This window comes from Asticcacaulis biprosthecium C19 (genome assembly GCF_000204015.1).
GTDB lineage: Bacteria > Pseudomonadota > Alphaproteobacteria > Caulobacterales > Caulobacteraceae > Asticcacaulis > Asticcacaulis biprosthecius.
Window position 1 is genome coordinate 327,644 of sequence record NZ_GL883078.1, and the last position, 17,185, is coordinate 344,828.

6 protein-coding genes are annotated in these 17,185 nt (G+C 57.5%); 2 read left to right on the plus strand and 4 right to left on the minus strand.

Features of this window, described 5'->3' with window-relative positions; translation table 11 throughout:
• On the minus strand, positions 1-777 hold a 777-nt coding region (locus tag ABI_RS25685; protein ID WP_169313730.1), incomplete at its 3' end, for a cadherin repeat domain-containing protein.
• Between the two features lie 1,067 nt (positions 778-1,844).
• Here ABI_RS25685 and ABI_RS12020 point away from each other — a divergent pair.
• The gene (locus ABI_RS12020; RefSeq protein ID WP_006273263.1) at positions 1,845-3,137 is read left to right on the plus strand and encodes a site-specific integrase; all 1,293 of its coding nucleotides are present in this window, start codon (positions 1,845-1,847) and stop codon (positions 3,135-3,137) included.
• A 95-nt stretch (positions 3,138-3,232) separates the two neighbouring features.
• Positions 3,233-3,574 carry a DUF6998 domain-containing protein gene (locus tag ABI_RS23690; RefSeq protein WP_050808283.1) on the plus strand — a complete coding sequence of 114 codons (342 nt, stop codon included), beginning with the start codon at positions 3,233-3,235 and terminating at the stop codon, positions 3,572-3,574.
• A gap of 332 nt (positions 3,575-3,906) precedes the next feature.
• Here ABI_RS23690 and ABI_RS12030 read toward each other — a convergent pair whose 3' ends face one another.
• The 3 genes from ABI_RS12030 to ABI_RS12040 form a co-directional block, all read right to left on the minus strand.
• Positions 3,907-10,020, minus strand: coding sequence for a DEAD/DEAH box helicase family protein (locus ABI_RS12030; protein WP_006273265.1), 6,114 nt, complete (start codon positions 10,018-10,020; stop codon positions 3,907-3,909).
• Between the two features lie 3 nt (positions 10,021-10,023).
• A complete protein-coding gene (locus ABI_RS12035; protein WP_006273266.1) occupies positions 10,024-13,467 on the minus strand; it encodes an STY4851/ECs_5259 family protein in 3,444 nt (1,147 codons plus the stop codon).
• Positions 13,468-13,663: 196 nt separating this feature from the next.
• Positions 13,664-17,128 carry a DEAD/DEAH box helicase gene (locus ABI_RS12040; RefSeq protein WP_169313731.1) on the minus strand — a complete coding sequence of 1,155 codons (3,465 nt, stop codon included), beginning with the start codon at positions 17,126-17,128 and terminating at the stop codon, positions 13,664-13,666.
• Positions 17,129-17,185 lie beyond the last annotated feature (57 nt).

A 17,185-nucleotide genomic window follows, 5' to 3' on the forward strand; every position in this document is an offset into this window, starting at 1 on the left:
GCCGGTTGCCGTGGTGTTTTCCGCGACTGATACGGTCGTTCCAGAGGTAAATACCGGCGGGACATCGTTGACATTGGTGACCCGAATGGAGACGTTCTGAGTAGCGCTCTTTTCACCATCCGATACTCTGACGACGATGTCGTAAGTATTGTCGGTGCCTGCATCGACGGGGGCTTCGAAATTTGGCGCCGCAACAAAGGTGATCGCGCCTGTATCGGCATTGATCGCAAAACGGCTAGCATCCGAACCGCCGTCGATCGAGAAGGTGAGCTTATCACCGTCAGGGTCCGTTGCCGTTGCCGTGTAGGCCGCTGTCGAATTTTCAGCGGCCGTCGCAGACGCGGCAGACGTCAAGGCCGGCGCTTCATTGGTTTTTCCTGACAAGCCCAGGACGGCGCCGCCCAAGCCCGCGGCCCCCGCGACGCCCGTCATGATCGGATGATCCATGATGAAGTCCAGAACCGGTGCACTTTCAAGCGCAAGCCCGGTCTGAAGGACGGCTGCCTCACTGACGTAGTAGGTATTGCCGATCAGGGTGACGTCCGCTGCGGCAAGGACAACTTCCGAGCCATTCGTCAGGATAAGCTTGATGTCTCCGTTGGCCAGTGTCTCAACGCTTTTCAGGCCATCTATTTCCGACACGGCGACATAGCCTTCAGGAGGCGTCGAGCCCGAGGGCAATACCTCGGCCGCCTTGGAGCTTGCAACTGCGGAGAGAGCTGCCACCAAGGCAGCAGGGATCATCGCGCCACGCGTGCGCTTCCATTGCTTATTCACCGGAACCCCCAAAAGGATTGATTAAAAATGTAAGCTAAAAAAACGCCACAAAATACCAACCGAGGTCCATTAACTATCGCTATTGGAGAAAATCAACCCACCTAACATGAATTTTTTTAATTTGCTTGCAAAGGATTTCCGAAGTGTGACCCGTTCACATCGCATCGCAGCATCACGACACGCCGTGCCTCGTTGCGGAGCGCACTCCTGGGCCGCCCCCTGACATTGTGCCGATGAAACCACATTACCCGCTCCTGGTCAGATCGCCTGAGGGGAAAAATTGGGCGCACGGCGGTCAAACTCTTCCGCGATGCCACGGTACTCCGGATCCCGCATCCGCTGCGGCACCACAATGCCATCCAACTGCTCCCGCAGATCATCCCACCTGTCGATCAATACCTTCCAATGATGCTCGTCGTAGGTCCCGTTGAAAATGATCGGCAGGATCTCAATCTTGCGGATTTCGTTAGGAGCTTTTCCCGCATCGATGTCCGCCTACATTTGTTTCGCCCAATGGCTATTGAGTCGGTCAACGCGGCCGATCTGCTGTTCGACTACGCCAAGGCTCCATTCTGGGTGATATAGCCACAACCCGACACGCCTCGGCAGGTTCAAGCCTTCGCGACCGACCTAGGACTGCGCCACCAAAACCCTGGGAAAGGCGCGACGGCGATTAAATCGAAGCTGTAACAGCCGGCGAGTCTGCTACTTTGTCTCGCCAAACAACAGGCGCACAAACGTTCCCAGCTGGCCGCCATACTCCTCTTCCAAGTCGGCCCTCATATTCGGCCATAGCTTGGTTGCCTGAGCAAGGTAAACATTCAGCCTGCCATTTTTAGCAAACCCTTATAAACTTGGCGACCCCTGCAGGACTCGAACCTGCGACCTCTGCTTTAGGAAAGGGATTTTTTACGTTGCACGGAGATGCCGCAAAGTGCAGCGCTTCGAAAATGTTCTTTGTTTTCAATTTTCTAATTGCATGGCGTTACGAGATTGGTCATCGTATTAATTCTGCGGTGAAGGCCTGGTGTAGGCCCGCCGACGACGATTAAGCGAAAGGCGTTGTTATGGACAGGCACGAAAAGATCACTAAGCGCAGCGTCGATGCGGCGAAGCCGACGGAGAAGCGCTACCGTATTCGAGATACAGAACTGACGGGCTTTTCCGTCCGAGTGATGCCGTCCGGTGTGAAAGTCTATAAAGTTGTTTACCGCGCGAATGGCGGCGGTCGTGGGGAGACACCAAAAGAATACACGATCGGACAGCACGGCGTCTTCACCCCGGAAGAAGCGCGCAAGGAGGCCGAACGGCTTCTCAGTTCTGTCCGACTGGGGACAGACCCCCAGGATGCCAAGGCGCAGAAGCGCAAGGAAATGACCGTCGCTGAACTCTGCGATTTCTATCTTGAAGAGGGGACCACGACGAAGAAGGCGTCGACCCTTAAATCCGACGGCTATCGGATCAACCGGCATATCAAGCCACTTCTCGGCAAGCTCAAGATCTCGGAGGTCAACAGTTCACACATCGAACGCTTCCTCCGCGACGTCGCGGCTGGCAAACATGGCGGCCGCAAGCCGTCAAAGGTGGAAGCCAAGCGCACAGGTCTAACCGCCGAGACCAGAGGCCGCACGGACTCAAACGTTCGTGGCGGCAAAGGGACGGCAACGCGGACAGTCATTACGCTTTCCGGAATTTTCACGTTTGCGGTCAAACGCAAGCTTAGATCAGATCACCCCTGCCGTGGCGTTGAGACCTACAAGGCCGGAAAATCCGAACGGCATCTAAGTCTCGAAGAACTGAAGCGGCTCGGTCAAGTCATGGACCTATCCCACTGGAACGCAACCGCGGTGGCCATAATCCGCTGCCTCATCCTCACCGGCTGCCGCAAAGGCGAGATTGAGCACCTGCGTAGAGACGCCGTTGATTTCAGCAATCACTTTCTAAAGCTTTCGGACAGCAAGACGGGTCCAAAGGTTGTGCCGGTTGGGTTGCCTGCTCTCGAACTTCTGCGCCCATATGTGAACGCATCGGTAAAATCAGAATTCGTTTTCCCGTCCGCTGTTGACGCGAATAAACCATTCATCGGTACTCCAAAGATCTGGACACAGATCAAACTGGCGGCAGACTTACCCAAAACGACTCTCCACGATTTGCGGCATACTTTTGCGTCTTTGGCGATTGAAGATGGAAAGACGCTCCCGATCATTGGCAAGATCCTTGGTCACTCCGACATTAAAACAACCGAACGTTACGCGCACTTAACCGACACGTCTGCGCGACGCGCCGCTAACGATATTTCGGTCCTTGCGGCGAACGCTCTTAGTGGCGCGTTGCTTGGTCCATCTACAGCCAGGCATTGAAAGCTGGATCTACGATAAAAAAATGCTGACGATTGAGTGGTATCAAATGGCGGCACACCTGCCGCCATTTGATCGCTACATGATGAGGCTCACCAATGTTGATGACATCCTGCCATGATGTCGAGGAGCCGGAACATTGGCAGGAAGTCCAGACTTTGCTCGACACCCTGTACAGCACTTCAGCTCGCTTGGAAGCCTCGTTCCCGGGTCGGAAATTCACTCTCGATGGTCACCTCGTCGGCAGCGTCAGCGTGGTCATCGCAAGCTACATGTTCGACCTCAGTCTCGAAGCTGCGTCGACTCCAACAAGATCCGAGGGACTTATCATCGCGGCGCTCACTGGGAAGAGCGAGTGCGGATGGCACAATGGTGGTCCGACCATCTTGATTGCCTACAACTCGGTATCGCACGCGCTGCCTAATATTGACGCGCGGTAGGGCGGCAGCACAACGCTGTCGCCCTAAAATTCAGTTGCACTCGCTACCAATAGACCAACCTTGCTCTCATGCACTATGCCGTTATATGGCCCGGCGTGGACCGTACGCAGGACCAAATTTGGGATGAGCGCAAGGCCATACTTCTGGGTCGTTCCGACAGGTGTCCTCGTCGAATATCGTCATTTCTAGAGGATATCCCCGCAGAGCAGCGCCTTATTCAACTCAGCCCGAACGACGAGCCCCACGCGACGCTACCGGCTACTTGATTGGCCCGATGGAGAAGCTTTTGGGGCAGATCGCCATCGGGCCGGAAATGAGTTTGAAAATGACAGTCAGAGCTTTACTGCGACCAGATAGGTAGGCCCAAATCGCGACTTACGTACTGGTGCAGATTGTCGGGAAATTTGATAGACCTGGCGGGAAACATCGAAATCGAAGTCGTGCCGCATGGGTTGTCCCGCCGGGGGAGACCAGGCACCAAAGCCTTGATCGAAAACAACTTGCGCCTTGGTGCCGTCGCCATAGGCAATGTTCAGGTAGCGGCCGTGTGGAACCGTATCCTTATGATCCAGTTCGACAGTTAGCCGTTTCAACCGGCCGTAGGCTTCGATCACGCTTTTGGCCGCGCCTTCATAGCGCCAATTATGCGAAGCCTGCCGGGGAGGTCCGTGTTCAGACGATGACTTCAGCTTTTGCGTTATTATTTTTATCTCGCCCCCCCGGCCTTTTTCTGCGGTTAATGCCGCCAAGGTGTCGATCAGCAGCCGAGCTACCAGAGGCGATGAAACATAAGGGTCTTTGTAGGTCATGCCAGTGATGGGAACCGTCGTGTTCAGGCCACATGCGTCGAGAAGTGAGCGTATGTGAGTAGCCATCCTGTTACCAAACAGGCCGATGGAGATATCCAGCTCCGACTCTATCGAAGCAAACTTGGTTGTCGGCAATGGCAACAAACTCGATGGATCAATCGAGGGGTAGTCTGGTAATCGGGCCAGGCTACCTCGCGCTATGAGGTGCAGCGAAGGCTGCGCCCAGCTTGCTCCCGGCAAGCACGCGGCTTCGTCACGTGAGGCCCAGGCCTGAGTCCTCACCTGGCCCTGAACCACTGCCAATACACGCATGGTAGGATGCGAACCCGGGGCGTCTCCGGACCGCAACTGGATACCATGCGTCAGAACAAACGCGTGCAAAGCCAACCTAGCCGCTGCATCCAGGCCAGGGACCACGGTAGCCGGAAGAACAAGGTCTATCGCGTAACCAAGATGTTTCCAATTTGAAAAATCGGTCGCGGCACTCCAGGCTGTCAAACCAGCCGAGTCGAATGTGGGTGTGGCGAATATGCTCAATCTCGCAGCTACGCCGTCTCGAAGAGCCTCACCAATTTCATCGACTACGGAATGCGACAGGACGGCATCGGCGGAGAATTTGTCTTCTTCCGCCAAGGCGGCGGGAAATGACAGGTGCTCTCGGATAAAGTTCAAAGCTCCCACTCGATCAAGGCCATTCTCCTCAACCGGTGCGTCGGACGTCATTACGCAGGCCGCGCAACCGGTTGTGCATCCCGGCGTCTTGCAGTCCAAGACCTTTGACGCCTCCATCAGAACGTTCGCCAGCTTGCTCTCCAACGAAACAGAAAAGCCAGCCCCGCCGGCAGCCTTGTCGAAAAGGAGCATGGAGACGGCTTGCTTGCCGAACCGCCCGGTTGTCTGCTTGACCGAGAAGCCCATTTCATCGGCCTCGACGCCAAGTTCACGAGCTAGACCTTCCCTTAAGGCGATTACCAAAGCCGTCGAACCGGCGCGGTTCAGTGCCGCAACCGGCTGGAGTTCGAATACGTCGGTGGTAATTTCGTGGCCTAAGGTCAAGTTGGAACGTATCTTCCACGACTGCTCTGTGCCTGGACAGACATCCACGGCTTCGCCTTTGCGTGGCCGCAGGGGTTTGTGCCGGTAAAAAGGCCTGCTCTTGGGATCATTTGCCGTCCAGTTTTGCTCGTCGGCTTCAGCTCGACCGCAATAAAGGCAGACGGAAAATCCACAGCGATGGGGCCCTTTGTTAGCATAGAATACCAGACCTTCGCGACTGCTCCTAAATCGGCCTGCGTCAGGAATAGGTAGTGCCGTCCAGGGTGCGTCGCGCGTCGAGGCTTTTGGATCTTCGGGCGGCACATAGCTGATGACGTCCGTATCGGCGTGCGCCTTCGTGCGAAAATCTACGGTAAAACCGCTCGGACGAAGATACTGCACGGGCTCCAGATCGCTCGAGCCGCAAGCCGTGCAGGCATTGGGCACGCCTCTGGTGGTGTCACTGGTACCGCATGTCCGGCATGACCAGTGGTACTTGAGGCTTTGGATCTCGACCAGCCCCTCTTCCGTGGCAGGGCGCTTCCAGTTGAGGGTCACGCCTTCGGATCTGTGCACAAGACCATCCAGTACAATTTCAGACCCGGGCGCATAATCGCGGATTGCAAGGTCAAGTGAACGTTGCGGCCCCTGGCTGCGGAAACGTGATCGCCCATCTAGATCTTGATCGTCCTTTTTCGGTGCCTTGGCCGGCAGGAAAGTGACCACGTCGGTTGGGAAACCATGGCCCGGTAAGAAGCCTTGGCCGGCCAACGCGCCCAACAGGAAATCCTCGCATAGCCGCTTCAACTCAATATGCATTCGGCTTTTGCCAGCGTCCTTCAAACCTTCGTCACGAGCCAGAGCCCGAATTCCCTCCCACTCAGCTACAAATGCCACTTCAAGTGCATCAATAGCGCTACGAGTTTCTTCTACGAGATTGGTTTCGCCCTCCAAAACTGAGCGCCGGACCAAGGTTGCAAGCGCAGCACGATGGGCGGCTTTTACGCTTGGCAGGTCCAGCCAGCTCTTAAACAGAGCTACAGGACGTTCGGCCAAAATTGGACGCAGACCGGCCGGGTCGGAAGGACATCCGAGGAATGGTCCAATCATCATTTGGATTGCATTTCCGGATTGCTCCAGAATGAAGGCACGTAGGAGATAGGCGTTTACGTGCCGCTGAACGATCGGACGGCTGCTCAAGGCCACCTTGGGGGGCGACACTGTGCGCTTGAGGTAATCCGCAGGCTTGCGAAAGGCTTCCCGATCCAGCGGGTTATCCTTGCAGAAGGTGAAGGCCAGAGAACTGGACTGCCCGCGGCGGCCGGCACGGCCCACTCGCTGACGGTAGCTGGCGATCGACGGCGGCACATTGGTCATCATCACCATCGAAACCGAGCCAATATCGACACCCATTTCCATGGTGGTGGAGCAATTCAGAATATTGATCTTGCCTTCCTTGAAGGCCTTTTCATATCGGCGGAGACGCTGACTATCCTGCTGCGCCGAATGTTCAGCTGAGCGGGCATACTGGGCAAACTCCGCAATTCGATCCGTGATGTTTGTCCATTGCCCGCTCTCTCGCAACTTCACGATCTCGGGCCCGGACTGCAGCCAGGTTTTGATCTTTTGCGCACCCAGTTGGACATCGACCTGTCCCAGTTGAGGAGCCGGGTGGGTAGGCATGCTGACTGGCAACACTTTCAGTTTTTCTTCGGCACGTTCGAAGCGGCCATAGGGCGTGATACCAAAAGGCGTGCGATCCAGTAGCCGGCGCGTAATCTGGCATACATAGGCCTGCTTGACCGGAGCAATCCATGTCTTTGTAAAGTCCAACGCCCGGTGTTCAGGATCATTGCCGAAGACGGGTTGCAAGTTATGCCAGGCCATACGCATGCATTCGTCCAGGTCGTCCTTGTCAGCGGCCTCATCCTGCCGAAGGACCAACCCTCGGAGCAGCCACATCAATGGCCCGGCCATCTGACCTCTTACACGGCGTATACTTGGCCAGGTCTGCCGCCTTTTATCGCCATTGGCTGTTTGATCGGGCGGCAACAACGAATGCAGGGACACATTGGGCATCAACCAGTGTTGTTCCGACCGGGATACGCCTATAGCACTATAGGACCGCACAAAATGCGTTACCATTGCGTACAGGAAGTCCTTCCAATCGTCGACGGACTTGCCCTGCCGGGCGAAAACGGCTGGAGCTGACGTAAGTCCGTCGATCGACGGCAGGCGTAACCGAGCCAAACCGAGCGTTTCCAACGAATTAGCTTTTCGAGGCCGCCGAGCAAACTCGCGCAACAACAAGAACCTGGCCAATTTTCGCGGTTCACTGAACAATTCAGGGTCGCGCGGTTCCCAGACGTCCTTGATCCATGCCTCAACTTCTGGCCTGGAAGCCAATCGATCGACCAAAACGTCCCAGGCAATACCGTCCGTCGAACCAGAGGTCAGTTTCAATAAGGCCTGTTTACGGTCTTGAATTATGCCTTCGAGGATGGGCATTCGACTGGCTTCGTAGGCATCCTCCAGCTCTGAAAGTTCAGCCTTTAGCGCGTCCAAAGTGCTTTCCTCCGGGCTTGCCGCCATAGAGGCCTGGACAGAATGATACACAAACGAACGCACAAAATTACGCTCTGCCTCGGCCTGGATCTTGGCCGACAGCCGCGCGGTACCTTGTCGGCTGTCCGTAAAGGACAGCAGACGCCGGCCATCGGACGGCAACACACCGGATACCGACGTAGCAGGATCTACGCCCTCGACCAGGAGCGGCGCAGCGTTTCCAATAAGGAAGGGCGCGCCAAAACGCATGGGTCGCACCAGCTGATAAATGCTGGTCTTGGCCTTGGCCTTCACCTGGCAACAGGGGCATCGTTCATCGATCGGAAATTCTTCGCACAGGAATGTGCGGCGTCCTTCGCCACCCTTGTCTTCGACATTCCAGGTCTGCTTGTTCAGGTTTAGCGGCCTGGCGCGACCCGTAGGATTGGCTGCCAAGAGCATATGTGGATTGGCTGCCGGTGCGAAGATTTCGCGGTTATCCTTTTCGCCTTCTCCCGTCTCCTCCGGCGGGGCTTCAGTGTCGGCATCCAGGTCAAATTCATCACGCACAGCAATGCGTACTGGCGAAACCAGCTTGCCCGTCTCCAGATCCTCTTCGGCATCTAGGAACGGCTCACCACATTCCATGCAGTTAATTGCCTCGAGCACGGGAGCCTGACAGTCCGGACAAGTATTTGCTTTTTCGGTAAATAATCGCCCAAAAGGCCAGTTTTCTGGCCTGCCGCGGCACTCCGGGTTCAGGCAGCTCCAGACACCGGGTACCGCGCGCTCAAAGGCGTGGATACGAACCGGCGCCAATCGTACTGGTTCACCTGTGTCAGGGGCTATCCGTTCGGCGCGGGTCAGGAGATTGATAAACGCTTCGCCATCAAGTCCAAAACGCTTGCCGATCCGCCCTGCCTGCTCGAGCGATTGCGTACCCTTGTGTAGCCTTTCTATAAAGCCCCAGACATCCGGATCTGACCCGAGAAAGTCGTATAGATAGCCCGGGTCAGCCACCTCCAGATCCACCGCTTTTAACGGCGCCCTGGCGGGCTTGCCGGGCATTTGCCGGTCGCCTTCGATGACATGGACCTTGGCGTCAGCAATACCGGCGACCTCTGCCAGAAACCGCTGCAAGGTCTGCAGAATATCAGGGCCACTGCCGATCGTGGCGGACGTCGCAACGAAATGCACCTGCTCGGGCTCAGTCTCAAAGGCAAGCAAGACGCGTCGAAGAAGCAATGCAATCTCAGCGGCGGCGGCCCCGACGAGGGAGTGCGCTTCGTCCAGAACGATCCACTTCAACTTCCCCTTCGACTTTTCGATAATTGGCTGGTCGTCAGCACGGGATAACATGTATTCGAGCATGGTCACGTTGGTGACCAGAACGGACGGCGGACTGGCTCTCAGCTGATTGCGATCGACAACCTGTTCCGGCGTCCGGCGATGATCCGATGCCGGTGCGGTTTTCGGCAAATCACCATTATACAGGCAGTAGCGTATCTTGCCTGCAAAGGGCGCCGTCCACGCCGACAGGCGCTCCTTCTGGCTTTCGATAAGGGCGTTTAGCGGGTATAACATGATCGCCTGTACACCTTCCAGGCGTTGGGTCGTCTGTTCCGCTTGGGTGACCAGATCACTGAGAATTGGGAAAAGAAAGCACTCCGTCTTCCCTGAGCCAGTACCCGATGTGACAAGAACGGACTGCGGGTCCCCTTTTGCGCTGAGTTGCTCCCAAGCTGCGTATTGATGCCGAAAGGGCCGACGAGTGGCAGGAAAGCGGTAATCGTCCGTCGGCGCCAGCCCGTCCAGAACCTTGACAAACCTTGGATCAAGGACGGGCTTTGGCATATTGCCAAGGGCGAAGGGCGCCGTGACAAACGGATGCGCGCCTTCGATTATGGGTTCTTGGAGCAATACGCTTTGCGAACCCGGCGGCCCCGACATGACAGAACGTAGATGCGTCTTCAGCCCTTCATGGGTCAGGCCCGACTGTGACAGCACGGCTTCGACGGCGCGCGCGCGTATGTCAGAGAGGATGGCAAACGGTTTCATCGCCTAGGCTCCGTAAAATCTGAGAAAATGGGGGAAGGCTGGTGAGACATAGGGTGACTTCGCGTTCTGATCTTCACGCATCACCCGGCGCACCAGACTCTTCGTCTCAGTGTCGAGCGGCAGCTTTTCAAGTGCGCTGAGGGCCAGAAAGGCTGGCGCCAACAGTCCACCCCAATCCTTGAAACTTAGCCGACTAATATCAGGGGGCAGATCGAACCCATTTGCGCTGAGCTTGCCGGACAAATCTGGCACGGTCGTCAAGTTCGAGTCGGCGCTCTCGCCGTCGCTCCGGCCGCGGACATAGGCCTGCGCAATGTCCTGTAACGACGGCTCTTCCGACACGGCAGGACTGGCAAAGCCAACCCTGGCAAAGACGGCCGCGAGGGCGCTGTCGAGCGTCGACATATCCGCCGCCTTGCCCGCAAGACATTTCATAATGAGTACTGAACGCGCGGCACTCTCGACACTTGCCAGAGCCGACTCCAGTCCGGCCCATTCGGCGCCGAACGCTTCGCCCCAAGCCGAGATGGGCAATGCAAGCCAAAGGAAGGGCAACTCATTTTGCAGGGAAAAGACTGCCTGACGAGAGGCTTCGTCAGTCGCGTTAAGCAAGACCCTGGCCAAAGCCACAGGCACTTCCGCCAGACGCGCCAGGGCGTCGAAGGCGGACGCCGGGACGCCATTCAGGGTCGCCACATGTTTGACGAGATATGACACGTCCTCGGGCCTCGCCGACGTGGTCGCCAACTCGGAAAGGACTTTTGTAATGTCGCCCTGCCGTTGCTTGAAATCGAGTTCGGTCAGAGCCATCATGAGACCCTCCCGACGCGCGAAACTGCGGTCCTTGGTGTCGACGACAACCGGACGAGAAACAACATCGGGCCCATCGCGCATATAGATCAAGATCGGCCCGTAACAACTTGCCGGCGCACGATAGCCCGGTCCCTGAGGGTCGAATGTCAGCGGCACTTCATCCGCCGGGTCGCAGACCATGCGGGCCACGACAGCTCCTTCTGTTTGGGGCAGATCGACGAGGCCAGCAGACTGTATCGGCTTATCAAAACGATACCTGCCAAGACGAACGGAAGAGCGACTGTCGCCGAGGAAGGCCAACTCGATCTGGGCGTCCTGATGTCCCGCCTCCGCCAGCAAGGCTTCGATGACCTGGCGGCGTGTGGCCAAGGGATATTCGCCGTCGAACGTTACACTGCTTGCTCCCGTCTTGGCGCCAATACGGGAGATCAGAAGGCTTGTACGATGAGGGGCCAATGCAAAGGTACCGCGCAGGCTGGCGAGATCGAGCATCGTCCCGGGCGCCACAATTGCACCATCATGCTTGACGATGACGGCGTCGCGACCTCGAAAGGTAATTCTGACAGGCAGCGGCCTTCCGCTGGGCGGAAGCAGGTCGCAGACAAGGCGATAATCGGGCCGACCAGGGAATGTAACGCTGAAACCCTCGGTGTGTTGATCGACAATGTCCAGATCAGGACGCCTGGGGCTCAACTTCCAACCTGGAAGATTGACCAAGGTTAAATCGCCACGCTTGGCCTCGACCATATTGGCCCGGATCGACGCGCCACCCGGCAACAATCCAAGACAGCGCCTTTCCAGTTGAATGCCGGCCTTCGGGTCCCGCCATGACACTTCCACCAGGCCTAGCTCCTTCAAGGACCCGTCTCGAACTGCCTGCCATGTCTGCCCAGGTCGGCGCCAAAACAGCTCACCGGTGGCTGGCATGCGCAGCTTATCGTCCTCCCCGATACGCATGTCCAGCGCACCTTCGAGGATGTCCAGGTTGGCGTCGGTACTCTCGATGCCAGCCCAGTGCGGGTTGAGATATCTTAGCTCCGCCTGCCTCTCGTCCTTACCGGCTTCGACGCGATAACGCAGGTCCGCTGGATCATCGGGCGAACGTAAATAAAGCGTCCCATCTGTCTTTACCAACCGACATTTGAGATTGGGGACGTCTTCAAACTCCAGGATGGCCTCTGGCGTGTCAGCCTGGAGCTCCCAGTCAGCGGGCATGAGGGCATAAAGCACCTTTGCGGCTCGGCTGGCCGACCCCTGACCAACCAGTCGAAGCCGGAGGCCGTGCTTATCCTCCTCAGCTTCGAAAACGAGAATGTCAGACCTGATCGCTTCGCCATGCGGCCAGGTCATTGGATACAAGGTGCTACCCGACGTCAGGGTGGTTGTTACCGGCGCCTTGAAGGCAAATCCCTTCAGCAAGCGTGACAAATCCAGTCGAGGTTTGACGCGCCAGGTGCGTTGATCATCTACCGGCGGTTCAAACAAGGCGAATTCGTCAGCGATAAAGTTGCTCAGCTCTCCGGAGGGAACCGCACGGTAACGGCTGTCCGCTGCCAGCCCTGGAAGCTTATCACGCCTCAGATGGCCATCTGCCACGATTTGCAATGCCGGGATCCATTCGCCTTTTTCACGGATCAGGTAGCGGTTGGCCTGGATACCCGATACTGCAAGCCCCGTCAGCGGCTCATTCATCAGTCCGTTGAGCAAGATACGCGCTTCATGACTTTCGTCCTTGGGTACGTAAACAGGGAGCTTGGCGCGCCAATCCTTGTGACAGGCATCGAGATAGTCCACGGCATCGACCTTCGGTGCCTCCGTTTCAGCCGTATGGCGCCAATGCAGAATGCTGTGGACCAGTTCGGCGCAGGTATCGATGAACAGGTCGTGCCGGTAGCTTTGCCGCAGTCGATGTGCTTCTTCGTAGGCCACGACACGAATAGCCGCCTCCGATCGATCCGAAACGCTGGCGCGCATCAAGGTTTCCAGATAGCCATTCAGCCAACTACGGTCCTGGTCGGTAATAACGTGGACCGGAATACCGCCTTCCAAGGCCAGGGTCAGCAGAAACTCTCTGTGGGTGGCGAGCCGGATCAGGTCACGGCCCCAGTAGTTCAGCCCCATCTCTGTCAGAGTACGCATATTACCCTGCGGCACGGAAGGGAATACATCCGGCGCCAATTGGTTCCATTCGGCTGACATCGAGGCCGCTTCACGACGGAACCATTCAGCACAGTAGGCGACAAAAAGGCGACCCGCGCGTTCGTCGGGTACGGCCAGCCGACCTTGCCGAGCCAACAGCCGCAGGATCTTCTTTGCGTCGGAATATTCGTCGTCTGTCATGCGATAGCGCGACAGCGGACGGCCGTCAGGTCGCTTCAGGCCCCGCGTCAACATAAACGCGTTTAGCCAGTCACCAACCGGCTTCAATGACTGTGCCTCAGGCGCATCACCCGATTTTCGCAAATAAACAATCTGCTGGGCGACCTCGAATTGCAGGTCGATAGCGCCTTCGGACCGCCTGGTTTTGAGTTCAGCGTTGATCGCTATCAGGGTTGGAAGATCAGATTTCGATTGCTGGAACAGATCGCGAAGCTGTACTTCCGACAGTGACTTTAGTCCCTTACCTAAATCCATTTCCCTACCCCTAGATCAATTATCTTTTTTACCTTATCAACACGCTACTCGTAACATTCCGCGAAGGCGGAAACTGCGAAGGCACCATAAGTCTTTTTCGCACTACCCGCGAAAGTTCGGTGAATTCATGCGTCCTTCACTCTTAACTTCGGCGACAAAGCTCGATCGTTGCATTCCCTGGTTCTTTCTGATCAGTTCAGGCACGCGGTGGCACATAGGTGACGGAACACTGCATGCGTGCCGCCATCAGGCCGATCAGGCCTCGCGACAAGCGCAACTCGTGCGTGGCGACAGCTCCTGCGGCGCGGGGAAGGTCCAAAAAGATGATGCGGTCATGGAAATCACGCAGGTAGCTCTTCTGCCGCCTTTCAAGTCTTAATGGAGACTCCCCTGGGCTGAAGTACGACAGCCAAAGTTCATGCATGTAGCGCCTTGACTGCTCCTCAGCTTCGCGCGGCTCGGAATGCCGGGGGTCATATTCAATGGCAACCTCATCAAGCCTGGTGATCACTTTGCGCACGTCCCGAATGAAGGCCATCTGGGCCTCACGCGCTTCGCTATTGGCAATGGCATAAGGATCCGAGATCTTCAGTCTTGAGACCTTGACCCCGGTAAACAGGTCGAGGATTTCCGTCAGGTCGCGCGCGCGTCCCGTAGGGAAGTCCCACAACATGATCGACGGTCGATTTGGCTTAACGCCCGGAAGCGTCAAGATCTTGCGGGTCTGACTACCAACTGCTGGCGAAACCGGTGGCGAGACTGCAGCCGGCGCCTCCTCTTGGCTGGCCGTAGCCGCAAGCGGAACCGCTTCAGGTGCCGGCAGGGCGGCGGCCTCAGGGTCGGCAACAGGCACAATCTGCTGCGCCACCACCGGCTCAGTCGGCGTTGCAGGCACAGGCTCAGGTATCGTCTCAGCCGGCGACTCGGACGGCGACTCAGGCGGCGAACCAAGCTGCTCTTCGCTTGGCGTCTGGGGCTCGCGAGCGAAGGTCGAGACGCTGTCGAAGAGTTCGGTGATATCAGTCTCGTCGCCCTCGGGCGCCACCAGCATGTCACGCGACAAGGCACGTTTGCGGCTCAACAGGTCGTTTAGTTTTATATCAAAGCTGCTGGGGCCGATCACAGGGTCCGGGTGCACAGCCATCGGAAGGTACACCTGGACTGGCCTCGTTTGGCCGATCCGGTAGACGCGGTCCGTGCTCTGGTCTTCAACCGCCGGGTTCCACCACCGCGACAGGTGAATGACGTGATTGGCCGCCGTCAGGGTCAAACCGACCCCTCCGGCCTTTGGGGACAGGATCATGACGTCGAAGCAGTCGGCACGCGCCTGAAAGACTTCGACAAGGTCCTGCCGCTTGGCCCCCGGCACGCCACCGTGGATACGGCTGGGCGGGGCATGCAGTCTGAAGCGCGTCTGGATCATCCGTGCCAAGCACGCCTGCATGTCCAGGCTCTCGACGAAGATCAGCGCCTTTTCCTTCTTGGCCTTCACCGCTTCCAGAATGTCCATGGTCCAAAGCAGTCGGGCCGATTGGGCAACGTAGGTGTCATCACTGTCCGACTCATCTGGTCGGTACGGGTGGAGGGAAACCGAGCGCATGGCGTGCAAGGTTTGCAGCATGCCATCATTCTTGCCCATGGTGCCTCGCCCAGCCATGGCCCGGCGAATAAGGTCTTCATAGGCAAGCGCCTGCGCGGGCGGCATGGTTATGGCCTTGGCCTGCTCGGTCTTATCCGGCATTTCTGGCAGGTGTTCGACCTTCATTCGCCGCAGCATGTAGGGCGCGCTGGATGCCTTTGCGTCACACAGTTTGCCGCGCAGCGACTGAAGCGCCGCCTTGTCGGACGGCACGTAGGTCTTCTCGAAATCTCGGCTCAGTCCCAGAAAGCCAGGGCGCAGAACGTCGGTAATGGACCAGATATCCTGGAGGCGGTTTTCGACCGGCGTACCCGTCATACCCAAGGTGAAACGGGCATTGAGCGTCTTCGCCGCCTTGGTCAGTTGGGACGTCGGGTTTTTGAGCTTTTGTATTTCGTCGAAGACAACCAGCTCGAAGGGGCTTTTGGCGAAACTGAAGTGATAATCGCGGAGTGTCTCGTAGGTGGTCAGGACCACGCCTGCCTTGGCCCAGGCCGCGGCCTCCAATGATGCGCGGCCGGCGACGATGTCCTTTTGATCGAAGTTGTCCTCGTCGCGCAAGGCCTTCAGGTTGGAACCGAAAGCCAGCACAATGTCCCCAAGCCACGGCGGCTGCAGGTGGAGATCGATCTCCCTTCGCCAGTTGGCCAGCAAGCCTGTCGGAGCGACAATAAGGAAAGGGCGTTTTGGGGCGCTCTGGGCAAGCAGATGCGTCTGGAGCCATGCCATGAAGCCAATGGCCTGGTACGTCTTGCCCAGTCCCATATCGTCCGCGAGCAGCCCGCCGCTCTTTCCCGAGAGGTAAAGGCGTTGCAGCCAGGTCATACCTTCGACCTGGTGGGGCTTGGGTTTGGATCTAATGATTTCCGGAAGGACGAATGCTTCGTCGACCACGGATTGCGGCGAATGGTCCAGCGTCACATATTCGAGATCGTCGAAGTTTTCTCGAACCGTCAGGAAGCGCTTCTCAAGTAGCGATTTTGGAAGGGCGGACGTATCGGGTTGGCCTCGCTGCGAAATCTCAGCTTCGACGAATGATCTGAGCTCTGCCAGGGCCTGCCGCGTCTGCTCGGTGGCCGGGATGGTTTGGCCCTCGAATTCCAGTGTAAGCTGGGATGCGGCGATGGCCTGTTCAACCGCGTTGGACAAAGGCACGACGTCGGCAGGCGCAATCTCCAAAGGCGTGTCATCGCCGATGCGTATGCCAAACTTTTCGGGCATCCAGCTGTTGGCGACCGGCTTAATCCACGGCAGAACGGTCTTCGTCCAGACCGCCACACCGGCGACACGTGCCGAAAACTGCTCAGTCTCGACGAATAAGGACTCGAGATCCGACGCCTCGGCCACTTCGTCACCCAGGCGCTGACGCAGCACCCGCTGCGGATGGGTGACGAACTCCCGTCTCTGCTCCACCGTCCCCGATTGCAGCGCCCTGACTTCCTGGAGAACAGGGCGCAGGGCCGGGTCGATGAAAACGTACTGCCCCCCTCTCAAAGGGTAGGCGGGGCGAACGTCACGGTACTGGCGGAACCGCTCGTCGGCAAAAATTCGTTGTTGTTGTGGTGTGAGGACATTGTCGATCTCTTCGTCCAGCACCCGCCCTTCGTCGGTAAATTCACGCACACCCGGACCGAACAGCACAGGATCGAAATCAAAGGGGTCCTGTCTACCCAGCTTAAGGGAAAAGGCCGAGGCATAGACGACGCGTGTGTCGTCGAGGTAGCCATTGGTCATCAGGCTATGGGCGGCGGCCTCCGGCAGAAGGGTCTGTAACCTTGCCACCATACCAAAACGCTCTGCCTCTGGCTGGGGAGAGGTCAGGGTCTCAGCGATGCGCCACAGGCTATAGAGCGGCTCAGGCAGGCGACGTTTCTGGCCGTCATAGCTGATGATGGCGCCGGAGACCGTCGCACGTGCCGGTCCACCACCGCCCCTCACCCACCGGGCTTTCAGAACGAAGGAAGGCTCATGAAATAGGTTCTGGCTTTGCAGATCGAGCGCAAGTGTTGTCGCGGCCGGCAAGCCCAGAGCCGAAGCTGACGCGCTGTCCATCTCAGCCACGAGTTCCGGATGCAGCCT